This is a genomic window from Helcobacillus massiliensis (genome assembly GCF_033106145.1).
Lineage (GTDB): Bacteria > Actinomycetota > Actinomycetes > Actinomycetales > Dermabacteraceae > Helcobacillus > Helcobacillus massiliensis.
This window is the reverse complement of the sequence record NZ_CP136959.1, coordinates 1,161,815-1,183,394: the sequence shown is the minus strand read 5'-3', so window position 1 is coordinate 1,183,394 and position 21,580 is coordinate 1,161,815. Positions and strand designations below refer to the sequence as shown.

The following is a 21,580-nucleotide window of genomic DNA, read 5'->3' as shown; positions in this document are numbered from 1 at the left end:
TCGCGGAGGCCCCTCATGCCCGGCGACTGATCACATCGACGTTGAGGACCACACCATGAACGACTCCGCAGCAGCCACCGCCTTCGCCGCCGCCCAGGCCCCGACTGTTCCCGTGACAGGGCAGAGGGGCGATGCGCCCCAGCAGCCGTCGGCCATGCCGATCCACCGCTACCAGCCGTTCCACGAGCAGTTCCGCGTGGACCTGCCGGACCGCACCTGGCCGAACACCATCATCACCCGCGCGCCCCGCTGGTGCGCCGTGGACCTGCGCGACGGCAACCAGGCGCTCATCGACCCGATGAACTCCGAGCGCAAACTGCGCATGTTCGACCTGCTCGTACGGATGGGCTACAAGGAGATCGAGGTCGGGTTCCCGTCGGCCTCCCAGACCGACTACGACTTCGTGCGCACCCTCATCGAAGAGGACCGCATCCCTGACGACGTCACCATCCAGGTGCTCGTCCAGTCCCGTGAGCACCTCATCGAGCGCACCTACCAGGCTCTTGAGGGCGCGAAGCACGCCATCGTCCACCTGTACAACTCCACCTCCATCGTGCAGCGCGACGTGGTGTTCCGCTCCGATGAGGACGGCATCCTCGACATCGCCGTGCAGGGCGCACTGCTGTGCCGCAAGTACGAGGAGACCATCCCGGACACGAAGATCAGCTACCAGTACTCCCCGGAGTCCTTCACCGGCACGGAGCTGGAGTACGCCCTGCGGGTCTGCAACGCCGTGATCGATACGATCAAGCCGACGCCCGAGGACAAGATGATCATCAACCTCCCGGCGACGGTGGAGATGGCGAGCCCGAACGTCTACGCCGACTCCATCGAGTGGATGCACCGCAACCTCGACCGCCGCGACTCCCTGGTGCTCTCCCTGCACCCCCACAACGACCGCGGCACCGCGGTCGCCGCTGCCGAGCTCGGCTACATGGCCGGCGCGGACCGCATCGAAGGATGCCTGTTCGGCAACGGTGAGCGGACCGGCAACGTGGATCTGGTGACCCTCGGCATGAACCTCTTCACCCAGGGCGTGGACCCGCAGATCGACTTCTCGGACATGGATGAGATCCGCCGCACCGTGGAGCACTGCAACCAGATCAACGTGCACGAGCGCACCCCCTACGGCGGCGACCTCGTCTTCACCGCCTTCTCCGGCAGCCACCAGGACGCCATCAAGAAGGGCCTGGAGCGGATGGAGTCCGATGCTGCGGAGGCCGGCAGGAGCGTCGAGGACAGCATCTGGCGCGTCCCCTACCTGCCGGTGGATCCGAAGGACGTGGGCCGCTCCTACGAAGCGGTCATCCGCGTCAACTCCCAGTCGGGCAAGGGCGGGATGGCGTACCTGCTGCGCACCGAGCATGGCCTGGACCTGCCGCGCCGCCTCCAGATCGAGTTCTCCGGGATCGTGCAGCACCTCACCGACTCCGAGGGCGGCGAGGTGTCGCCCGAGGCGCTGTGGGAGGCGTTCCGCGACGAGTACCTGCCGGCGCCGAAGCCCGCTGACCGCTGGGGCCGCTTCAGCTTCCGCGGTATGCACCAGGTGTCCGAAGGCGAAGGCACCGACCGCATCACCGTGGAGATGGTGGTCGACGACCACGTGGAGGAGATCACCGGTCTGGGCAACGGCCCCTTGGACGGCTTCGTGAAGGCACTGGACTCCAAGGGCGTGAAGGTGCGCATCCTCGACTACGCGGAGCACGCACTGGCTGAGGGCGATGACTCCCTCGCCGCCGCCTACATCGAAGCCGAGATCGATGAGGCGATCTACTGGGGCGTCGGCATCGACGGCTCCATCACCCGCGCCTCCATGCAGGCCCTGGTCTCGGCGCTGAACCGGGCGGCGAAGATCCATCGGTGATCTCCCGGCTCATCCGTGATGAAGCGGTCGTGCTGCGCACCCAGCCCCTGGGTGAAGCCGACCGCATCATCACGCTGCTGACCCGACGGCACGGCAAGGTGCGGGCGTCGGCGCGGGGCGTGCGGCGCACGGCCTCCCGCTTCGGCGCCCGCCTCGAACCGTTCCAGCGGGTCGATCTGCAGCTGCGCCGCGGTCGCAGTCTGGACGTCATCGCCCAGGCCGTCACCATCACCGGCTACTCCAGCCGCATCGCGGAGGACTACGACCGGTTCACCGCCGCCACGGCCGTGGCGGAGACCGCCGAGCGGCTCAGCGATGAGGGCATCGACTCCTCGAACGACTTCTACCTGCTGGTGCTGTCCGCCCTTGCCGCGATCGCGGACGGCTCCCGGCCGCCGATGCTGCTGCTGGACTCGTTCCTGCTGCGCGCCACCGCCAGCGCCGGCTGGACTCCGCAGCTGCGCACCTGCGCCACCTGCGGGGCCGACGGGCCCCATGTCGCCTATGACGTCGCAGCCGGCGGCGTGGTCTGCTCGGAGTGCCGGCGCCCCGGCGCCGTCGGTGTGCGACCGAGGGTCATCGAGCATATGATCTTCCTGCTCGCCGGGGATTGGGAGAACGTCCTGGACTCCGACGATCGCACCCAGAACCAGGCCGCTGCCCTGATCGCCAGCACTCTGACCTGGCATCTGGAGCGCGGCATCCGCGCCCTGCACTATGTGGAGCGCTACCAGAGAGGACCCCAGTGACCACGAAGCCCCTGCCCGGATCCATCGGCCAGCACCCGTCGGGCGCGCAGCCCCCAGTGATCCCGGCGCGCTTCGTCCCCCAGCACATCGCGGTGGTGATGGACGGCAACGGCCGGTGGGCGAACCGCCGTGGTCTGCCCCGCACCGCCGGTCACGAAGCCGGTGAGGCGGCCCTGCTGGATGTGGTCGCCGGCGCGCTGCAGATAGGGGTCACGCACCTGAGCGCGTACGCGTTCTCCACCGAGAACTGGGCGCGCTCCCCGGAGGAGGTGCGGTTCCTGATGGGCTTCTCCCGGTCGGTTCTGCGCCGCCAGCGCGACACCCTCAACGAATGGGGCGTGAGGATTGTCTGGATCGGCCGGCCGCAGCGGCTGTGGCGATCCGTCATCAGCGAGCTGCAGGCCGCTGAGGAGCTGACGCGGCACAACACCCGCCTGACGCTGTACATGTGCGTGAACTACGGCGGGCACGCCGAACTGGTGGACGCGGTGCGCCGCATCGCCGAGGAGGCGGCCGACGGGCGCCTGAAGCCGTCACGGATCCGCTCCTCGACGATCGAGTCCCACCTGTACGCGCCCGATATGCCGCCAGTCGACTTGTTCCTTCGGTCCTCGGGGGAGCAGCGCACCTCGAACTTCCTGCTGTGGCAGAGCGCGTACGCGGAGCTGCTGTTCATCGAGGAGATGTGGCCGGATGTGGACCGGGTGGTGCTGTGGCGCGCCATCGAGGAGTACGCGATGCGCGATCGGCGCTTCGGGGGCGCCGTGGACCGCCCTCAACAGGTGAGCGAGGGGCAGGGCCCCGCGTCAGTCAGCGCGGACGGCTGAGCTGCCAGTGCCCTGACGGTCGGCCGCCCCAGCCAACGGCGTCGCCGGGGATCTGAGTCGCGCACGCGCCCGTCGGCCCCCGCAGATCACCATGGCGGCGCCGAAGATCGCGAGCACCACGAGGACCGCTGCCAGCGGGTTCGCCACCAGCAGGCGCCACCACAGGCTGAACGCCGCCAGCCCCGCCGTGGCGTAGATGACCGCCCACAGGAAGCCTCCGACGGCGAGCGCCGGCAGGTAGCGCCGCAGCGGCATCCGGACGACGCCGGCAGCGGCATTGACCGCGGTCTGGAAACCGACGGTGAGGAAGCTCAGCGCCACCAGCGGAGCACCCCAGCGAGCGAGCTTGTCCTGAGCGCTCGCGACTGCCGCGGACTCCAGGAAGCGGCGCAGGCGGCTGCGGTGCGCCAACTGCGTGGCGAAGCGGCCGAGCGCATAGGTGGCGCCGGCGCGCAGGTAGATCACCACGAGAAGAAACGCGATCGCGGGGATCAGCGGCAGTGACCGGATCCAGTCGAGCACGGCTCAGCCGGACTGCTCTGCAGAGGCTCCAGCATCGCCCGTGGGCTCAGCGCTCTCCTGATGCTTGGGGCACAGGCCGTAGATCTCCATCGTGTGGTGGAGATCGGTGAAGCCGTTCTCCTGAGCAATGCGGTGCGCCCAGCGCTCCAGCTCGGGCGCCACGAACTCGATCGTGTGGCCGCAGACGCGGCACAGCAGATGATGGTGGTGCTCTTCGATGCGGCACTGGCGGTAGATCGCTTCGCCCTCATCGGTGATGAGCACATCGACCAGGCCCGCGTCCACGAGGGACTGCAGGTTGCGGTAGACCGTGGCGAGGCCCACCGGCTGGTCATCATCGCGCAACAGGTCATACAGCTGCTGCGCGGTCATGAAGTCGCGCTCGGTCGCCAAACAGTTGAGGATGGCGGTGCGCTGACGAGTCTGGCGGACAACCTTAGTCATAGTCGCTCCATCATCCCACGCCGCGGCGGGGAATGAGAGCGGATGCGAGCAGACCCACGATGTACACGGCGATGGACAGCAGAACGATCACCCCGCCCGGCGGCAGATCCACGAACACGGTGATGAGCAGGCCCGCCACCGAGCACAGCACCCCGATGACGATGGCGACGTTCATGGTGCGGGAGAAGCCGCGCACCATCGACTGTGCCGCCGCCACCGGCACGATCATCAGCGCCGACACCATCAGCGCACCCACGATCCGCATCGCCAGGGTCACCGTCAGCGCCGCCATCACAGCGATCAGGATGTTGACCATCCGCACCGGCAGGCCGATCGCCTGCGCATGCTCCTCGTCGCTGGTGACGGCGAACAGCAGGGGCCGCAGCCCCACGCCGATCAGCAGCACCACCACGGCGAGAACGGCCGCGATCAGCAGGTCCGAGCGCGTCACCGTGGACAGCGACCCGAAGAGGTACGCCATCAGGGACTGGGAGGTGCCGCCGGCGAGCTGGATGAGGACCACACCGCCGGCGATGCCGCCGTAGAACAGGATCGCCAGAGCAGTGTCGCGGCTGGTGTGCCCGGCTATGCGCACCCATTCGATCATCACAGCGCCTGCGACGGCGGCGACCAGAGCGCCGGGCACGGCCAGCACGTCGGGGGAGAGGGCGGTGAGAGAGGCGACGAGCCAGCCGACCGCCACACCCGTCAGCGCGACGTGGCCGAGGCCGTCACCGAGCAGCGAGAGCCGCTTCTGCACCAGGTACGTGCCGACCACGGGGGCGGTCAGGCCGACGAGCAGAGCGATGATCAGCGGGTCGCGGATGATGGGGGAGCTGAGCAGCTCGAAAGGGCTCATGGGGTGAACTCCTGGCCGATGCACTCCTCAATGATCGGGTCCACGTGGTGGTCATCGGCGGGGTCGTGGGGAAGGCGGTCGGGGACGGGGCCGTCATGCACGATGCGGCCCTGCTCCAGGAGGATCGCGCGGGTCAGCAGGGAGCGCAGCGGTCCCGTTTCGTGGAGCACCACGATGACGGTGGTGCCGCCGGCGTTGAGGTCGCCGATCAGTTCGGCGATCTGCTCCTGGCTGGAGGCGTCCACACCGGTGAACGGCTCGTCCAGCAGCAGCACCTGCGGGCGGCGGATGAGGGCGCGGGCGATCATCACCCGCTGGCGCTGTCCGCCGGACATGTCGGTGATGGGCCGGTCCGCGAGGTGGGAGATGCCGACCGTGTCCAGGGCCTCGTCGACCCGTCGGCGGTCGCGGCGCAGGAAGAGCGAGCGGGAGTTCAGCAGACCCGCGGAGACCGCTTCGCGCGCGGTCGCGGCGATGTTGCCGATCTCCGCACTGGTCTGCGGCACGTAGCCGAGGCAGTCGTGGGCGGCGCGGTGCCGAACCGGGTCGCCGTGGATCCATGCGCGGCCCTCCGCGAGCGGCAGGATGCCGATCATGGCGCGCATGAGAGTGGACTTGCCGGACCCGTTGGGCCCGATCACGGCAACGAACTCGCCTTCGCCGATGGCGGTGGAGACGGAGTCGAGCACGCGCACACCGGAGCGCACCACCGTGGCGCCCTCCAAGCGGATGAAGGTGTCGGGGCCGTCAGCGCTTGCCGGGGTGGAGGGGGATGCAGCGGTGGGGGTGTGCTCGGCCCTCACTGCCACGATGCGACCAGTTTTTCAGCGTCCTCGATCATGACTTGAGAATAGTCCTTCTTCTCATCGAGCTGCTGCTCCAGGTTGTCCAGCTCCTCCGCCTTCGCACCGGTGGAATCGGCGAGGGACTTGGCGACCTTCGGGGACGCGGTCGTCTCGAAGAACACGGTGGTGACGCCCTCGTCCTTGATCACCTTCTGCAGGTCGCGCAGCCGCTTCGGGCTGGGTTCGCTCTCCGGGTCGATGCCGGAGATGCCGACCTGCTTGAGGCCGTAGCGGGCCGCGAGGTACCCGAAAGCTTCGTGGGAGGTGATGAAGGTCTTCGGGCCCGACACGGAGTCGAAGGTGGACTTCAGCTGAGCATCCAGCTTCTTCATGTCAGCGGCGAAGGACTTCGCACGCTGTTCGAAGTCGGCGGCACCGGAGGTGTCGATCTCACCGAGGCGCTTCGCGAGGGCGGTCGCGACCTCCGCCATCTTGGTGGGGTCGAACCAGAAGTGCGGATCGTAGATGCCGTGGTCGTGACCGTCGTGGCCCTCACCGGCGTGGTCGTGCTCATCACCGTGATCGGCGTGATCGGCGTGCTCCTCAGCGCTCTCGCCGGCGTGCAGCAGGTCGGTCACCTCGTGCACGGCGAGGACGTTGTCGGGCTTCTGCTGCTTCACGAGGTCGTCCACGGCGGCCTGGTAGCCGGTGATGTGCACCAGCACATCCGCCTGGGTGATCTCGGTGGCCTGGGCGGGCGAGAGCTCGAGGCCGTGGGGGTCTACGCCCGGTTTGACGGGGTTGATGATGGTGACGGCGTCACCGCCGATGCGCTGGGCGATGTGCACCAGTGGGTAGCAGGTGGCCACCACGCTCACGCCGTCCCCGTCGGCCGACTTCCCGCCGCAGGCGGCGAGGGCCGCGGCGAGCGCTCCGCCGCCCAGCAGAGCGCCGAAGGAGCGGCGAGTCAGGGCGGCGCTGAGGTGCGGCATGCGGGTGCGCTGGGGTGTGGGTGCGGGGGCCGACGGAGTCACTTCATTCATGGGAACCATTATCAGTGAGCGGGGTGGTGGGCGGCAAGGAGAACCGCCCCGCCGGCTGTCCGAGTGTGCCGAAGGACTCGGATATCCTGGATGGGACCTCCATCGCCCGCCCGCGGAGACCCCGCAGAAGGAGACACACGTGGCCAAGCCCGCACCGTCCAAGCTCGACAGCGTCATCGCCCTCGCGAAGCGCCGAGGTTTCGTCTTCCCCGCCGGTGAGATCTACGGCGGCACCCGGTCGGCATGGGACTACGGGCCTCTGGGTGTGGAACTGAAGGAGAACATCAAGCGTCACTGGTGGCGCACCTTCGTGCAGTCCCGCGCGGACATGGTGGGCCTGGACTCCAGCATCATCCTGCCCACCGCCGTGTGGGAGGCCTCCGGGCACGTCGCCACCTTCACCGACCCGCTCGTGGAGTGCCGCCAGTGCCACAACCGATTCCGTGAGGACCACCTCATCGAAGCGTTCGAGGAGAAGAAGGGCCGCGCCCCCGAGGGCGGCACCGCGGAGATCGCCTGCCCCACCTGCGGCACCAAGGGTGAGTTCACCGACCCGCAGCAGTTCTCCGGCCTGATGAAGACCTACCTCGGCGCCGTGGACAACGAGACCGGCCTGCACTACCTGCGCCCCGAGACCGCGCAGGGGATCTTCGTCAACTTCCTCAATGTCGCCACCACCGCGCGGATCAAGCCGCCGTTCGGCATCGGGCAGATCGGCAAGAGCTTCCGCAACGAGATCACGCCCGGAAACTTCATCTTCCGCACCCGCGAGTTCGAACAGATGGAGATCGAGTACTTCACCCCCGCTGAGCAGGCCGATGAGCACTTCGACTCCTGGGTCGAGGCCTGCTGGAACTGGTTCATCGACCTCGGCATCAGCGAGGAGAACCTGCGGAAGTTCGATGTGCCCGATGAGGAGCGCGCCCACTACAGCGACGCCACCATCGACCTGGAGTACCGCTTCGGCTTCCAGGGCAGCGAATGGGGCGAACTGATGGGCGTGGCCAACCGCACCGACTTCGACCTCGGCTCCCACGAGAAGGCCTCCGGCAAGTCGATGCATTACCACGACCAGGCCAGCGGTGACCGCTACGTGCCGTACGTGATCGAACCGTCCTTCGGCCTCACTCGCGCCATGATGGCGTTCCTGGTGGAAGCGTACGAAGAGGACGAGGCTCCCAACACCAAGGGCGGGGTGGACAAGCGCACCGTCCTGCGCCTGGACCCGCGCATCGCGCCGATCAAGGCCGCCGTGCTTCCGCTGTCCAAGAGCGAGGACCTCGTCCCGATCTCCACGAAGCTGGCCGATGAGCTGCGCGGACTGTGGAACGTGGACGTGGACACCTCCGGCGCGATCGGCCGCCGCTACCGCCGCCAGGACGAGATCGGCACACCGTTCTGCATCACTGTCGACTTCGACACCCTCGAGGACCAGGCCGTCACCGTGCGCGAGCGCGACTCGATGGAGCAGGTGCGCGTGCCGCTGAGCGAGGTCACCGGTTACCTCGCGCAGCGCCTCGTCGGTGCCTGATCTGCACAGTGACCTGAGCTGACGCCTGGTCCCGGCGGCATGTGATCGACGGGACCAGGCGTCGCCATAGGAACCGCTGTGCACCTCTGGGACAATGGGGCCATGCCCCATCCCTCCACGCCTGAATCCGCCGCGCCCACGAGCGCCGCCGCCGTCAGTGGTGACGCGCCCGTCGGCGCTGACCGCATGCCGCTGACCATCGGCCCGCTGACGTCCGACACCCCCGTGGTGCTCGCCCCCATGGCCGGCGTCACCAATGAGCCGTTCCGCTTGCTGTGCCGCGAATTCGGCGCCATGCACTCGGACAACGACGGCGGCTTCTTCGTGTCCGAAATGGTCACCAGCCGCGCCCTCGTGGAGCGCAAACCCGAAACCATGCGCATGGTGAAGATGGGGGAGCGGGAGCGCCCGCGTTCCATCCAGCTGTACGGCGTGGATCCCGCCACGGTCCGCGCAGCCGTCGGCCTCCTCGTGGAGGAGGACCTCGCCGACCATGTCGATCTCAACTTCGGCTGCCCCGTCCCGAAGGTGACCCGCAAGGGCGGCGGCGCGGTGCTGCCGTGGAAGACCGAACTGTTCACCCAGATCGTCAGCGGCGCCGTGGAGGCCGCCGGTGATGTCCCCGTCACCGTGAAGACCCGCATGGGTGTGGACGAGGACCACCTCACCTACCTGGATGCGGGCCGCATCGCGCAGGAGGTCGGTGCCGCCGCGATCGCTCTGCACGGCCGCACCGCGAACCAGCACTACTCCGGCACCGCACAGTGGGACGCCATCGCCGCCCTCAAGAACGCCGTCACGGACATCCCCGTGCTCGGCAACGGCGACATCTGGACGGCCGAGGACGCTCTGCGGATGGTGGAGGAGACGGGCTGCGACGGTGTTGTGGTGGGCCGCGGCTGTCAGGGCCGCCCGTGGCTGTTCGCCGACCTCGCCGCCGGTTTCGCGGGTCGCCCCGACCGGGTGCGCCCGACCCTCGGCGACGTCTGCCGGACCCTGCGCCGCCACGCCGTACTGCTCACCGAGTTCTTCGAATCCGAGGAGCGGGGCGTGCGCGACCTGCGCAAACACGTCGGCTGGTACTTCAAGGGCTACCCCGTCGGCGGCGAGCTGCGCCATGCCCTCGCCACCATGGAGTCCATCGCGGACCTCGATCAGAAGCTGTCCCGCCTCGACTGGGACTCCCCGTACCCCGGTGAGACCGTGGAGGGGCCGCGCGGCCGGGCCGGGCGCCCCAAGCGCACCCACATGCCCGACGGATGGCTGATCTCCCGTGAGCTGACCGACGAGCACCGCACCCGGCTGCACGAGGCCGAACTGTCGATCTCCGGAGGCTGATCCGTGGCCCGCTCACCCCGCATCCCCGCCGGCTACACCGCTGCCGACCTCGACCGCTTCTTCCAGGAGCCGCCGAAGTCGCAGAACCGCACCCCGTTCCAGCGCGACCGCGCCCGGGTCCTCCACTCCAGTGCACTGCGCCGCCTCGGAGCGAAGACTCAGGTCCTCGGCGCCGGCGAGAACGACTTCGTCCGCACCCGCCTCACCCACTCCCTCGAAGTGGCGCAGGTGGGTCGTGACATCGCCGAGGAGCTCGGCTGCGACCCGAACCTCGTGGACCTCGCCTGCCTCGCCCACAACCTCGGCCACCCGCCGTTCGGCCACAACGGGGAGCGCGTGCTCAACACGCTCGCGGATCCCGTCGGCGGCTTCGAAGGGAACGCGCAGAGCCTGCGCCTGCTGGCCCGCCTCGAACCCAAAGTGCTGGACGCGGACCGCTCCTACGGCCTCAACCTGACCCGCGCGGCCCTGGATGCGTCCATCAAATACCCGTGGCGCCGCGGTGAGGGCCCGAACCCGTCGTCCCCGAAGTTCGGTGTGTACGAGGACGACCTCCCCGTGTTCGACTTCGTCCGCGACGGCGCCCCCGCCCAGCAGCAGTGCCTCGAGGCGCAGGTCATGGACATCTCCGATGACATCGCCTACTCCGTGCACGACATCGAGGACGCCGTCACCGGGTTCCGCATGAATCCCGCCCTGCTGCAGGACCCGATGGAGCGCAGCGCCGCGCTCTACGTGGTGCAGGACTGGTACACCCCCACCCGCAGCATCGACGAGCTCGACGCCGCCCTCACCCGCCTCGAAGCGGACCCCGCGTGGCTCCATGAGTACACCGGGAACCTCGCCGACTCCGCCGCACTGAAGGACCTGTCCTCCCAGCTGATCGGCCGCTTCGTCTCGGCCGTCGTCACCGCGACGCAGGCCGAGTACGGCACCGACCCGATCGCCCGCTATCAGGGGCAAGTGGTGGTGCCGGAGGAGACGGCGCTGGAGATCTCCGTGCTCAAGGGCCTCGCCGCCGCCTACGTGATGAGCAGCCGTGAACAGCAGCCCGTGTACGAGCAGCAGGAGCAGATCATCACCGACCTGCACGCCGCGCTGCGCAGCACCGGCCGCACCCACCTCAACCCTCTGTTCCGCAGCCTGTGGGACCGCGCGGCCGACGGGGACGAGCGCGAACGGGTCATCATCGACCAGATCGCGTCCTTCACCGACGTGATGGCGGTGCGGCTGCACGCCGAACTGTTCGGCAGCGGCTCCAGCGCCTCCGCTCTCGACGAACCGCTGCCGGGCCTCGGGCCCGATCTGCCGACGGCATAATCCCCGGACCAGGGGTCGACGAGCGGATACAGTGGGGCCGGCAGCGGCGGAAGGAAGGCGGAATCGATGGCAGGCGGGCTGATTCGGCGCGAGGACATCCAGCTGGTGCGCGAACGATCCCGCCTGGACGAGATCGTCTCCGAGCACGTCACCCTGCGCACCGCCGGTGTCGGTTCGATGAAGGGCCTGTGCCCCTTCCACGACGAGAAGACCCCGTCCTTCCACATCCGGCCCGCCCTCGGCCACTGGCACTGCTTCGGCTGCGGCGAGGGCGGCGACGTCATCGCCTTCGTCCAGAGGATCTCCCACCTGTCGTTCGTGGAAGCGGTCGAATACCTCGCCACCAAAGCGGGGGTCACGCTGCGCTACGAGGACACCGGTTCCGGTGGGGAGCGCCGCACCGATTTCGCCTCCCGCCAGCGCCTGCTCGAAGCGCACCGCGTGGCGGAGGAGTTCTACCGTGAGCAGCTCGCCTCCCCGGAGGCGCAGACCGCGCGCCGATTCCTCGGAGAGCGCGGATTCGACCGCGCCGCCGCCGAGAAGTTCGGGGTCGGGTTCGCGCCGCAGGGCTGGGACACCCTGCTGCGGCACCTGCGCGGCCGAGGCTTCACCGAGAAGGAACTGAGCGTCTCCGGGCTCGTCTCCCAGGGGCAGCGCGGCGTGTACGACAGGTTCCGCGGACGCCTCACCTGGCCCATCCGCGATGTCACCGGCGCCACCATCGGCTTCGGCGCCCGCCGCCTCTTCGAGGACGACAAGGGCCCGAAGTACCTCAACACCCCCGAAACACCCATCTACAAGAAGTCGCAGGTCCTGTACGGCCTCGACCTCGCCCGCAGGGCGATCTCCACACAGCGGCAGGTGGTGGTGATGGAGGGTTACACGGACGTGATGGCCGCGCATCTGGCGGGGATCGAGACCGCGGTCGCGTCCTGCGGCACCGCATTCGGCGGCGACCACGTCACCGTGGTGCGCCGCATCATGGGCGACACCGCCGCCACGGCCGGACTCCGCCTCGGCTCCGGGTTCGGACAGGGCGGTGCCGGCCTCGGCGGTGAAGTGATCTTCACCTTCGACGGCGACGAGGCCGGCCAGAAGGCCGCACTGAAGGCGTTCGGCGAGGACCAGCGGTTCGTGGCACAGACGTTCGTCGCGGTGGAGCCCGGCGGGCTCGACCCGTGCGACGTGCGCATCCAGCGCGGCGACCAGGCGCTGCGGGACCTCATCGACTCCCGTGTCCCCATGTTCGAGTTCGCGATCCGCGCCGCCCTCAAGCATGTGGACCTCGACACCGCCGAAGGGCAGGTCGCGGGTCTGCGCATGGCAGCGCCGGTGGTGGCGCAGATCCGGGACAAGGCGCTGCGCCCCGAGTACGCCCGGCGGCTGTCCGGGTGGCTCGGGATGGATGAGCGCACCGTCGGCCGGGCCGTGCAGGACGCCGCGAAGCAGGCCCGCCACCAGGCGAACGAGCAGCAGCTGCACCGACACGACCCCACCGCGCAGCAGCCCGGCGCGTCCGCGTCGGCCCACCAGGGGGCGGCGGGGGAGGAGCAGCCGCCGATGGAGCAGGCGCTGCGGCTGCGGGACATCATGCCGCGCCGAGACCCCGTCGGCATCGTGGAGATGCAGTCGCTCGCGCTGATGCTGCAGTCACCGCAGGTGCTCGACCCGGTTGCCGTCACACTGCTGCCCGATGAGGCTTTCCGGACCACCGCGCTGCAGTCCATCTGGGACTGCATCCTCGCCACCGCGAGCCTGGAGGACGCCGTCACCGGCCAGCTCAGCCCTGCCCGGTTCCTCGACGCGGTCATGGAGATCGCCGGGGACACGCTCAGGCCCCTGATCGTGGAGCTGGCGTCCCTGGAGCTGCCGGCCCGCACCGAGGAGCAGCTGGTGCGGCTCGGCGCGTCGCTGATGACGCGGCTGACCGAGCTGAGCTTCACCCACGAGTACTCCCTGCTGCGCCACCGCCTCGCGCGGCTGGATCCGCGCACCGATCAGGAGGAGTACACGAAGGTGATGACGCGGATGTCCGCGATCCAGGAGCAGCGGCGGGCCCTGCACGCCGACGACCTCTGACGCCGTCAGCCCGGTCCGCCCGCTACAGTGGATCGGGTGAGCGCAGCTGAACCGAGGATCTCCCAGGCACCCATCCACCCGCGGCGCATTCTCGCTGTCCTGCTCGCACCGCTCTTCATGGCGCTGGTGGCGATCTCCGTCATCAACGTGGCACTCGCTGCGATCTCCGAGTCTCTCGACACCACCAGCACCGGTCTGCAGTGGATGCTGTCCGGCTATGCCCTCGCGTTCGGGGTCTTCCTGGTGCCGTCGGGGCGCGCTGGGGACGCCACCGGGCGACGGAGGCTGCTCGTCATCGGTGTCGGGGTCTTCACCCTCGGCTCTCTCGTCTCAGCGCTCGCTCCCAACGAGGGAACTCTCATCGTGGCCCGCATTCTGCAGGGCATCGGGTCGGGTCTGCTGAACCCGCAGGCGATCGGTCTGATCCAGCAGCACTTCCACGGGCAGAAGCGTGCAGCGGCGTTCGCGATGTTCGGAACGACTGTCGCGGTCGCGACCGCGATCGGCCCCGTGGTCGGCGGTGTGCTGATCGAACTGTTCGGGTCGGCGCTCGGGTGGCGCATGATCTTCCTGCTGAACGTGCCGATCGGCATCGCCACCATGGTCTTCGCGCTGCGCTGGCTTCCGCAGGACCGGGTCCGTGTGGATTCGAAACTGGACCTCGACCCGATGGGAACGATCCTGCTGACCGCCGGCATCATCTCGTTCATGGTGCCGTTCATGACCCGCGGCAACCCATGGGTCTACGCCCTGCTCGGCGTCGCCCTGGTGATGTTCGCCGGGTGGGCGCTGTGGGAGAAGCGGTACAAGCAGCGCGGCCGCCAGCCCATGGTGGACCTGGCGCTGCTGCAGCAGCCGTCGTTCCGCAACGGCATCGCCATCATCACCGTGTACTTCCTCGGCGCCACCAGCGTGTGGATCCTCGTGCCGGTGTACATGATCACAAGCCTGCACCTCTCCGCGTTCGAGGCGTCCCTGATCGGTCTGCCCAGTTCGATCGCGGCGATGTTCTCCTCGCAGCTGGGCGGCCGCTACGTGCTCCGACTCGGGCGCCGACTCGTGGCTGCCGGCTTCGCGCTGGCGTTCTTCGCCATGGTGACGATGGTGCTGATCGTTCCGCTGGTGGAGTCCGGTCGCATCAGTCACTGGTGGTTCGCGGCCGCGCTGCTCATGTTCGGCTTCAGTCAGGGCCTGACGATCTCACCGAACCAGACTCTGACGCTCAACGCGGTGGACCCGCGGTTCGGCGGTGTCGCCGGGGGTGTGCTGTCGCTGGGACAGCGGATGGGTGCGGCCGTCGGCACAGCACTGATCCCCGGTATCCTGTTCTCCATGCTCGACAGGGGCGCTCCCTGGGTGGAAGCGGTCCGCACCTCGGTCGCGGTGATCATTGCACTGATGCTCGGTGCGTTCGTGCTGACTCTGGTGGACCGCCGACGCGAGAAGCGGGACATGGCGGCCGCGCGCGCCGCCCAGTCCTGACCCGCGGTGGGGCCCACCGGGGCGCGAATCGTGGCATCAGTCATAAAAGGCCCGGGAGCGGCTTCTCAATTGGATTCGTGCGAGTCAGTCCTGGTAGAGTCATATCTCGTTGATCCCCCATAGCTCAACGGCAGAGCACTCGACTGTTAATCGAGGGGTTGTTGGTTCGAATCCAACTGGGGGAGCCACATGATGAGGGCTCCGGCTGATGCCGGGGCCCTTCTCGTGTTCCGGGACTGCGTCGGCTCCCTGCGCTGAGCACTCAGAGGATTCTCGTGCGGCACGCGGCCGCCCCCACCAGCCCGGACAGCGGGATGGTCGTGACGCCGAGTGATGTCGGCGTGCTGATTTCCTGGGCGGCGGCGCGTGCGGAATAATGGAGCGTTGATCAGGGCCCATAGCTCAGCTGGTCAGAGCACTGGACTCATAATCCATTGGTCGCGGGTTCAAGCCCCGCTGGGCCCACCACGAAACCCCAGGCCACCGGCCGAGGCGCCCGACGGGTGCGCGGCCCAAGCCTGGGGTTCATTGGTGTCGGCATTGCAGTGAGCCGGCCGCAGGGGAGATGGTGCCCCATGCAATCGGTTGGCGGACGCCGCCGAGATCAGTGCGGTCGGGGTCAGTCCGCCATGTCGCCCACGACCACGGCCTCCGCTTCGAGCTGGGTGCTGGTCGCGCCTTCGAGCCTGTTCAGTCCGCGGTTGATGGTCTTCGCGCCGAACAGCAGCGCCACCACAGCGATGAGAGCAGTCACCACGCCCAGCTGGAAGGGCGCGCGGCGGGCTCGGGGCTCGGGGTCGACTTCGGGGCTCCCCGGCCAGGTCCATTCGCTCACGCCCTCGCCTGCGGACCGCGCCGGTCCCGTCCTGAATCGTCCCTCCGGTCAGGGCCCGGATACACTGACCGATGGATCCATGCCGGTGCCGCAGAATTCGCGTGCGCAGGCATCCGTCGGCCCACCACCCAGGAGAGACATGTCCGTGAAGTCCCCACGCGAATTCCCCCGCGACAACGCGCCCGAGGGAACCGACGTCTGGGTGGAGCGCACCGCCGAGCGCGAACTCACTGGCTTCAACGTCCGCGGCGTCAGCATCCCCATCGGCCGCGGCGAGGGCCGCATCACCCCCGGGGAGCTGCTCAAGCTCTCCCTCATCGGCTGCGCCGGCATGACCATGGACAACTCGGCCGCCCACCGTCTCGGCGAGGACTTCGCGCTGCGCATCACCGCACGCGCCACCTCCGACGAGAAGGAGAACCGCTACCTCGACATCGCCGAGGAGATCGAACTCGACCTCTCCGGCCTCACCGAGGACGAACAGGCCCGCCTCACCGACCTGCTCTCCAAGGTCATCGGACGCGGCTGCACCGTGGAGCGCACCGTCACCGCGGACCCCGCGATCCGCCACACCATCATCAACGCCGCCGAAAAGGACCAGAACGCATGACCTACCGCAGTATCCGCGTCGTCGGGGACCCCGTCCTGCGCACCGAGTGCGACCCCATCACCGCCATCACCCCCGGAGTCCGACAGCTCGTGGAGGACCTGCTGGAGACCGTCGACGAAGACGGCCGCGCCGGCCTCGCCGCCAACCAGATCGGCGTGGCCTCCCGCGCGTTCTCCTGGAACATCGACGGCGACATCGGCTACATCCTCAATCCCGTCATCACCCATGTCTCCGAGGAGACCCAAGACGGCGACGAAGGCTGCCTGAGCGTGCCCGGCCTCTTCTTCCCCCGCATCCGCGGCGCGGAAGCGGCCTGCGAAGGCATCGACCTCGACGGCCGCAAGGTCACCCTCGAAGGCGACGGCATCATCGCCCGCCTCATCCAGCACGAAGTCGGCCACCTCAACGGCGAGCTGTACATCGACGGCCTCGAGCGCAGCGTCCGAAAGAAGGCGCTGCGCGCTATCAGAGAGACCCTCTAACCTGAACTGGCTCACCTGGGGCCAGCAGACCATCCGGGCAGCGAATCGATTCGTGGGGAAGACGCTTCGATTCGACCGGAAGGGGAGCAATGGCTCAGGGAGTCCTCTATATTCACTCCGTTTCGCGCGCCCTCGCACCACACATCGAATGGGCTGCCAGCGGAGTCCTCGGCGTGCCCGTGCGCATCAGGTGGTACGACCAGCCCGCCGGCCCCGGCCTGCAGCGCGCAGAGATCGCCTGGAGCGGCCGCGCCGCAGTCGGCGCTGAGCTCGCCACCGCGCTGCGCGGCTGGAACGACCTGCGCTACGAAATCACTCAGGAGCCCACGGCGATCGACACCGGCTCCCGGTGGATGTACACCCCCGACCTCGGCATCCACCACACCGCGATGGACCACGAAGGCAACGCCACCCTCACCGAGGACCGCATCCGCCACTGCATCGCACTCGCCGGCAACAGGCCGCACCGCATCCCCGACGAGATCGACCGAGCGCTCGGCCGCGACTGGGATGAGGAACTCGAGCACTACCGCCGCGCCGCCATCGAGGAGAGCGCGCCCCGCCGCCTCCACCTCGTGGGGTGACATCGCTCGGTCACGAAGCGGAGGCCGGAGGAATGAATCTCCGGCCTTCAATGTATGAGATGTAAGGCGAAGCCTTACGCGTTGGTGAAGACGACGGCGATGTCGTGACCGCCGAAGCCGAAAGCATTGTTCAGCACGGCGGCATCGCCCTCCGGCATCTCGCGCGGTTCGTTGACCGCCACATCCAGCGGGACGTTCTCATCGAGGTTCTCAATGTTGATCGTCGGCGGGATCACCCGGTTGTGCAGTGCCAGAACCGAGAAGATCGACTCCACCGCGCCGGCGCCGCCGAGCAGGTGACCGGTCATCGACTTCGTGGAGCTCACCACAATCTGATCCGACTTTTCCGCGCCGACGGCGTCACGCACCGACTCCAGCTCGGAGATGTCGCCAAGAGGAGTGGAGGTGCCGTGCGCGTTCACATGCCTCAGGTCGGAGCCGTCGATGCCGGCGTCCTCGATGGCCTCGCGGATCGCGCGCTGCTGCCCGTCCGGGCTCGGAGCGGAGATGTGGTGGGCGTCCGACGCCATGCCGCGACCTGACGCGTACGCGTAGATTCGGGCGCCACGGGCCTTGGCGAACTCCTCCGACTCCAGCACGAGGATGCCGGCGCCCTCACCGAGGACGAAGCCATCGCGGTCGCGGTCGTACGGGCGCGACGCGGTCTTCGGGTCATCGGTGCGGGTGGAGAGGGCGCGGATGTTCGCGAATCCTGCCAGCGGCAGCGGGTGGATGCAGGCGTCCGTGCCGCCGGTGATGACGACATCGGCGCGGCCGTTGCGGATCATGTCCATGCCCCAAGCGACGGACTCAGCACCCGTCGCACACGCGGACACGGGAGTGTGGGAGCCGGCCTTCGCACCGAACTCGATCTCGATATGGGCCGACGCGGAGTTCGGCATGAGCATCGGAACGGTGTAGGGGTTGACGCGGCGGGCGCCGCGCTCACGGACGATGTCCCACTGGTCGAGCATAGTCCAGACACCGCCGATGCCGGCGCCGACCACGGTCGCCAGGCGCAGCGGGTCCACTTCGGGGCTGCCGGCGTCCTTCCATGCCTCGCGAGCAGCGATCATCGCGTACTGACCGCTGGGGTCGAGCTTGCGCGCCTCCGGGCGGGAGAGGAACTCCAGCGGATCACCGGCGACAGTGCAGGCGAAGTCCACGGACAGGCCGTAGGTCTCGGCCCAGTCGTTGTCGAGGGTGGTGGCGGTGCTGACGCCGTCCAGGGCGTTCTTCCACGAAGTGGCCGCGTCAGTGCCGAGCGGGTTGAAGGTGCCGAGGCCGGTGACGACGACGCGTGGGCTCTGGTCAGTCATAGTGAAGCAGTGTCCTTGTGACGAGGCGGCAAAAAGCGCAGCGCCCGGGACTCCCATCTGCATGAGAACCCGGGCGCTGATCAGATCAGGCCTGAGCGCTGGAGATGTACTTGACGGCGTCGCCGACGGTGACGAGGTTCTTGACCTCTTCGTCGGGGATGCGGACGTCGAACTTCTCCTCGGCGTTGACCACGATGGTCATCATCGAGATGGAGTCGATGTCGAGATCATCGGTGAAGGACTTGTCGAGCTGGACATCGGCGGTCTCCACGCCGGTCTCCTCGTTGACGATCTCGGCCAGGCCGGCGAGGATCTCATCATCGGTGTGTGCCATGAGGCTCTCCTTTGGTTGGACAGAACAATCAGCAGGCTCAGACTACCGCCAAAGCCGGGAAAGGGACTGATTCGCCGCGCTTGGACGGGGGTTGGTCACATAAAGATTCGGTTACCGAGCCGAGGAAACCGTGTGGCCAGGAATGTTACCGTTCGGCAGTCAGGGGAGGATGACCACCTGGCCGGCATAGGCAAGGCCGGCGCCGAATCCGATCTGCACGCAGACGTCGCCGCTCTTGGCCTTGCCCTCCTGCAGCAGGCGGTGCGTCGCCAGGGGTATGGACGCGGCCGATGTGTTGCCGGTGTCCTCGATGTCGCGGGCGATCACCACGGAATCGGGCAGCTTCAGCTGCTTCGCCAGCTGGTCGATGATCCGCATGTTCGCCTGGTGCGGCACGAACACGTCGACGTCCTCCACGCTGAGGCCAGAGCGCTCCAGCGACTCGCGGATCATGTCCGCGGTGTGCCACACGGCCCAGCGGAACACTGACGGCCCCTCCTGCCGCAGAGTCGGGAACCCGAGCTCCGGGTTCTCCTTGTACTCCAGCAGCGAGTGGGTCATGTAGATGGTCTTCCAGTTCTCGCCGTCGCTGCCCCACACGGTGGGGCCGATCTTCGGAACGTCGCTGGCGGACACCACGGCTGCTCCGGCGCCGTCGCCGAGCAGGAAGGACATGGAGCGGTCGGTGGGGTCGATGATGTCGGAGAGCTTCTCCGCTCCCACCACGAGGACGTTCTTCGCGGTGCCGGCGCGCACCAGGGCGTCGGCCTGGCCGATGCCGTAGCAGAAGCCGGCGCAGGCGGCGCCCATGTCATAGGCGATGGCCCCGTCGGCCCCGATCTCGTAGGCGAGCAGAGCAGCCAGCGACGGAGTGTGGTACTCGAAGGTGATGGTGCCGACGATCACCGCGTCGATGTCCGAACCTGTCAGGCCGGAGTTCTCCACGGCCTCCAGGGAGGCCTTCTTCGCCAGGTCCAGCAGGCTCACGTCGGCGCTGGCGCGCTTGCGGGAGATGATGCCGGTGCGCTGCCGGATCCACTCGTCGGAGGAGTTGATCGGGCCGACGATGTCGTCGTTGGGGACGTCCAGGTCGCCGCGGGCGGCTCCGTAGCCGAGGACCTGGGAACCGGGGACCGGCTGCGTCGGAGTGAGGGAAACGGTCATGTCAGCTCTCCTTGGAGGCGCTGGCGTGCTCGGAGACGAAGGCACGCGCGGCGTCGAGGTCGTCGGGGGTGTTCAGGTCGAAGCGGGCGACCTGCTTGAGGTCGCGCTTCGCCAGGCCGGTCAGCGTTCCGGCGGGAGCGAGCTCCAGGATGCCGGTGACGCCCTGGTCGGCGAACGTGTGCATGCAGGCCTCCCAGTCGACCGTGCTCGCCACCTGGTTCACGAGCGAAGAGAGGAAGGCGGCGCCGTCGGTCACGAGGGAGCCATCGGCGTTGGAGACCACGGGGATGATCGCGTCACGGGTCGCGAACTTCCCGGCCTGCTCAGCGAGCTCATCGCGCGCCGGCTCCATGAACCGCGAGTGGAATGCGCCCGCGACCTGCAGCGGGATCACGCGCGCACGGGCCGGCGGGTTCTCCGAGAGCGCGGCGAGGGAGGCCTCGTCGCCGGCGGCGACGACCTGCGCGGCGCCGTTGATGTTCGCGGGGGAGGCCCCGGCCTGCTCAATCGCAGCGAGGACCTCCTCGCGCTTGCCGCCGACGACTGCCGCCATCCCGGTCTGCTCGGCCGCAGCGGCGCGCGCCATCGCCTGGGAGCGGACCGCCACCAGGCGCATCGCGTTCTCCTCGGACAGCATGCCCGCCTGCGCGGCAGCGCCGATCTCACCGACGCTGTGCCCGGCGTACAGGTCGGGGCGGGGCAGGGTGAGGGAGCCGAACAGCACACTGTGGGTGATCAGGCTGGCAGCGACCAGCAGCGGCTGAGCAACGGCGGTGTCGCGGATGGTGTCCGCATCGGATTCGGTGCCGTGGCGGCGGATGTCGATGCCGGAGGCGTCGGACAGGGTGTCCACGAGGGATCCGACGGAGTCGAGCTCCAGCCAGGGGCTGAGGAATCCGGGCTTCTGCGCTCCCTGTCCGGGAGAGGCGATGACGAGCAATGTGGCTCCACAAGTCGATCGGCGATGGTGGTCAGTGCGAAGAGGAAGGGGCGATCAGGCGCGCCTCATTCCAGTTCGGAGAGGGCACGGCGGACATGCGCGATCGCGTCATCGCGTGACAGGCCCGATCGTCTCGCCGTCTCAGCATACTCGCGGGCCGCCGCCGCGATCTGGGATTCGACGCCGTCGGGCGCGGCGACGCGTGTCCCACCTCTCCCGTGCGTGGTCACCAGGCCCGCCTCCTGCAGGGAGCGGACCGCCTTGGCGGCCGTGTTCGCCGCAACCCCCAGATCGGAGGCGAGGGCGCGCACGGCGGGCAGGCGCTGGCCGGGGGAGAGGTCACCGCTGCGGATGGCAGCGGCGATTCCCGAGTGGATCTGCTCCGCAGCGGCCACCGGGCTGCTGCGGTCCACGCTGATCAGGTCGGTGAGCTGAGCGGGCATCAGTTCTCCAGTGCGGCGGGACAGCG

At 68.5% G+C, this 21,580-nt stretch carries 22 protein-coding genes and 2 tRNA genes; 13 read left to right on the top strand and 11 right to left on the bottom strand.

The features are described from left to right. Positions 1-55 precede the first annotated feature (55 nt). From leuA to R3I40_RS05480, 3 genes are read left to right on the top strand one after another with little or no spacing between them, the layout of a single operon-like run. Positions 56-1,864 carry a 2-isopropylmalate synthase gene (leuA, locus tag R3I40_RS05490; protein WP_285261639.1) on the top strand — a complete coding sequence of 603 codons (1,809 nt, stop codon included), beginning with the start codon at positions 56-58 and terminating at the stop codon, positions 1,862-1,864. Next, positions 1,861-2,613 carry a DNA repair protein RecO gene (gene recO, locus R3I40_RS05485; RefSeq protein ID WP_183374654.1) on the top strand — a complete coding sequence of 251 codons (753 nt, stop codon included), beginning with the start codon at positions 1,861-1,863 and terminating at the stop codon, positions 2,611-2,613. Before leuA ends, recO begins: the two co-directional genes overlap by 4 nt. Next, entirely contained in the window at positions 2,610-3,440 is an 831-nt protein-coding gene (locus R3I40_RS05480) for an isoprenyl transferase (RefSeq protein WP_285261638.1), read from the top strand. Before recO ends, R3I40_RS05480 begins: the two co-directional genes overlap by 4 nt. On the opposite strand, the gene R3I40_RS05475 is transcribed toward R3I40_RS05480, so the two are convergent. Genes R3I40_RS05475 through R3I40_RS05455 form a run of 5 tightly spaced genes read right to left on the bottom strand, consistent with a single transcriptional unit; the run spans position 3,420 to position 7,093 of the window. Further along, positions 3,420-3,962 carry a DedA family protein gene (locus R3I40_RS05475; protein WP_259922844.1) on the bottom strand — a complete coding sequence of 181 codons (543 nt, stop codon included), beginning with the start codon at positions 3,960-3,962 and terminating at the stop codon, positions 3,420-3,422. The genes R3I40_RS05480 and R3I40_RS05475 overlap by 21 nt on opposite strands. Positions 3,963-3,965: 3 nt before the next feature. Next, entirely contained in the window at positions 3,966-4,406 is a 441-nt protein-coding gene (locus R3I40_RS05470; RefSeq protein WP_285261637.1) for a Fur family transcriptional regulator, read from the bottom strand. A gap of 10 nt (positions 4,407-4,416) precedes the next feature. Beyond that, a complete protein-coding gene (locus tag R3I40_RS05465; RefSeq protein WP_183374646.1) occupies positions 4,417-5,265 on the bottom strand; it encodes a metal ABC transporter permease in 849 nt (282 codons plus the stop codon). Then, on the bottom strand, positions 5,262-6,068 hold the full coding sequence (locus R3I40_RS05460) for a metal ABC transporter ATP-binding protein (protein WP_285261636.1): 807 nt from the start codon (positions 6,066-6,068) through the stop codon (positions 5,262-5,264). The genes R3I40_RS05465 and R3I40_RS05460 overlap by 4 nt, the downstream gene beginning before the upstream one ends. Beyond that, positions 6,065-7,093, bottom strand: coding sequence for a metal ABC transporter substrate-binding protein (locus R3I40_RS05455; protein ID WP_285261635.1), 1,029 nt, complete (start codon positions 7,091-7,093; stop codon positions 6,065-6,067). The genes R3I40_RS05460 and R3I40_RS05455 overlap by 4 nt, the downstream gene beginning before the upstream one ends. Positions 7,094-7,232: 139 nt before the next feature. Between R3I40_RS05455 and R3I40_RS05450 the strand changes: the two genes are divergently transcribed. The 7 genes from R3I40_RS05450 to R3I40_RS05420 all read left to right on the top strand — a co-directional run bounded on the left by R3I40_RS05450 (position 7,233) and on the right by R3I40_RS05420 (position 15,311). Next, complete coding sequence (locus tag R3I40_RS05450; RefSeq protein ID WP_285261634.1) at positions 7,233-8,624, top strand: glycine--tRNA ligase; 1,392 nt, start codon at positions 7,233-7,235, stop codon at positions 8,622-8,624. A 102-nt stretch (positions 8,625-8,726) separates the two neighbouring features. Next, complete coding sequence (gene dusB, locus R3I40_RS05445) at positions 8,727-9,962, top strand: tRNA dihydrouridine synthase DusB (RefSeq protein WP_375544803.1); 1,236 nt, start codon at positions 8,727-8,729, stop codon at positions 9,960-9,962. Positions 9,963-9,965: 3 nt separating this feature from the next. Beyond that, positions 9,966-11,282, top strand: coding sequence for a deoxyguanosinetriphosphate triphosphohydrolase (locus tag R3I40_RS05440; protein WP_317700129.1), 1,317 nt, complete (start codon positions 9,966-9,968; stop codon positions 11,280-11,282). Between the two features lie 66 nt (positions 11,283-11,348). Further along, complete coding sequence (gene dnaG / locus R3I40_RS05435; protein WP_285261632.1) at positions 11,349-13,361, top strand: DNA primase; 2,013 nt, start codon at positions 11,349-11,351, stop codon at positions 13,359-13,361. Positions 13,362-13,397: 36 nt separating this feature from the next. Next, the gene (locus tag R3I40_RS05430) at positions 13,398-14,843 is read left to right on the top strand and encodes an MFS transporter (protein WP_285261631.1); all 1,446 of its coding nucleotides are present in this window, start codon (positions 13,398-13,400) and stop codon (positions 14,841-14,843) included. A gap of 113 nt (positions 14,844-14,956) precedes the next feature. Then, positions 14,957-15,031, top strand: a tRNA-Asn gene (locus tag R3I40_RS05425). Positions 15,032-15,234: 203 nt separating this feature from the next. After that, positions 15,235-15,311: transfer RNA gene (locus tag R3I40_RS05420), tRNA-Ile, on the top strand. A gap of 151 nt (positions 15,312-15,462) precedes the next feature. Here the strand turns inward: R3I40_RS05420 and R3I40_RS05415 are convergent. Then, complete coding sequence (locus R3I40_RS05415; protein ID WP_183374634.1) at positions 15,463-15,678, bottom strand: hypothetical protein; 216 nt, start codon at positions 15,676-15,678, stop codon at positions 15,463-15,465. A 139-nt stretch (positions 15,679-15,817) separates the two neighbouring features. Here R3I40_RS05415 and R3I40_RS05410 point away from each other — a divergent pair, with 139 nt between their 5' ends. The 3 genes from R3I40_RS05410 (at position 15,818) to R3I40_RS05400 (ending at position 17,354) form a co-directional block, all read left to right on the top strand. Then, the gene (locus R3I40_RS05410) at positions 15,818-16,288 is read left to right on the top strand and encodes an OsmC family protein (protein ID WP_183374632.1); all 471 of its coding nucleotides are present in this window, start codon (positions 15,818-15,820) and stop codon (positions 16,286-16,288) included. Continuing rightward, positions 16,285-16,770: a peptide deformylase gene (locus tag R3I40_RS05405; protein WP_183374631.1), complete on the top strand. Its 486-nt coding sequence runs from the start codon at positions 16,285-16,287 to the stop codon at positions 16,768-16,770. Before R3I40_RS05410 ends, R3I40_RS05405 begins: the two co-directional genes overlap by 4 nt. An 89-nt stretch (positions 16,771-16,859) precedes the next feature. Continuing rightward, entirely contained in the window at positions 16,860-17,354 is a 495-nt protein-coding gene (locus R3I40_RS05400; RefSeq protein WP_285261630.1) for a DUF3145 family protein, read from the top strand. A gap of 74 nt (positions 17,355-17,428) precedes the next feature. Here the strand turns inward: R3I40_RS05400 and R3I40_RS05395 are convergent, their stop codons facing one another. From R3I40_RS05395 to R3I40_RS05375, 5 genes are all read right to left on the bottom strand, one after another. Then, positions 17,429-18,673, bottom strand: a complete 1,245-nt coding sequence (locus R3I40_RS05395) for a beta-ketoacyl-[acyl-carrier-protein] synthase family protein (protein ID WP_239374477.1) — start codon at positions 18,671-18,673, stop codon at positions 17,429-17,431. A gap of 85 nt (positions 18,674-18,758) precedes the next feature. Then, positions 18,759-19,007 (bottom strand): acyl carrier protein, encoded by a 249-nt coding sequence (locus R3I40_RS05390; protein ID WP_183374625.1) that lies wholly within the window; start codon positions 19,005-19,007, stop codon positions 18,759-18,761. Between the two features lie 159 nt (positions 19,008-19,166). Then, a complete protein-coding gene (locus R3I40_RS05385; protein WP_183374623.1) occupies positions 19,167-20,171 on the bottom strand; it encodes a beta-ketoacyl-ACP synthase III in 1,005 nt (334 codons plus the stop codon). A gap of 1 nt (position 20,172) precedes the next feature. Next, entirely contained in the window at positions 20,173-21,111 is a 939-nt protein-coding gene (locus tag R3I40_RS05380; RefSeq protein WP_183374621.1) for an ACP S-malonyltransferase, read from the bottom strand. A 65-nt stretch (positions 21,112-21,176) separates the two neighbouring features. Next, positions 21,177-21,554, bottom strand: a complete 378-nt coding sequence (locus R3I40_RS05375; protein ID WP_183374619.1) for a GntR family transcriptional regulator — start codon at positions 21,552-21,554, stop codon at positions 21,177-21,179. Positions 21,555-21,580: the final 26 nt, after the last annotated feature.

Bases quoted from the DNA above. Each gene is read 5' to 3' on its own strand.
- leuA (WP_285261639.1), top strand. From the start codon at position 56: ATGAACGACTCCGCAGCAGCCACCGCCTTCGCCGCCGCCCAGGCCCCG.
- R3I40_RS05385 (WP_183374623.1), bottom strand. From the start codon at position 20,171: ATGACCGTTTCCCTCACTCCGACGCAGCCGGTCCCCGGTTCCCAGGTC.
- R3I40_RS05395 (WP_239374477.1), bottom strand. From the start codon at position 18,673: ATGACTGACCAGAGCCCACGCGTCGTCGTCACCGGCCTCGGCACCTTC.
- R3I40_RS05375 (WP_183374619.1), bottom strand. From the start codon at position 21,554: ATGCCCGCTCAGCTCACCGACCTGATCAGCGTGGACCGCAGCAGCCCG.
- R3I40_RS05455 (WP_285261635.1), bottom strand. From the start codon at position 7,093: ATGAATGAAGTGACTCCGTCGGCCCCCGCACCCACACCCCAGCGCACC.
- R3I40_RS05390 (WP_183374625.1), bottom strand. From the start codon at position 19,007: ATGGCACACACCGATGATGAGATCCTCGCCGGCCTGGCCGAGATCGTC.
- R3I40_RS05405 (WP_183374631.1), top strand. From the start codon at position 16,285: ATGACCTACCGCAGTATCCGCGTCGTCGGGGACCCCGTCCTGCGCACC.
- dnaG (WP_285261632.1), top strand. From the start codon at position 11,349: ATGGCAGGCGGGCTGATTCGGCGCGAGGACATCCAGCTGGTGCGCGAA.
- R3I40_RS05470 (WP_285261637.1), bottom strand. From the start codon at position 4,406: ATGACTAAGGTTGTCCGCCAGACTCGTCAGCGCACCGCCATCCTCAAC.
- R3I40_RS05465 (WP_183374646.1), bottom strand. From the start codon at position 5,265: ATGAGCCCTTTCGAGCTGCTCAGCTCCCCCATCATCCGCGACCCGCTG.
- R3I40_RS05400 (WP_285261630.1), top strand. From the start codon at position 16,860: ATGGCTCAGGGAGTCCTCTATATTCACTCCGTTTCGCGCGCCCTCGCA.
- R3I40_RS05410 (WP_183374632.1), top strand. From the start codon at position 15,818: ATGTCCGTGAAGTCCCCACGCGAATTCCCCCGCGACAACGCGCCCGAG.
- dusB (WP_375544803.1), top strand. From the start codon at position 8,727: ATGCCCCATCCCTCCACGCCTGAATCCGCCGCGCCCACGAGCGCCGCC.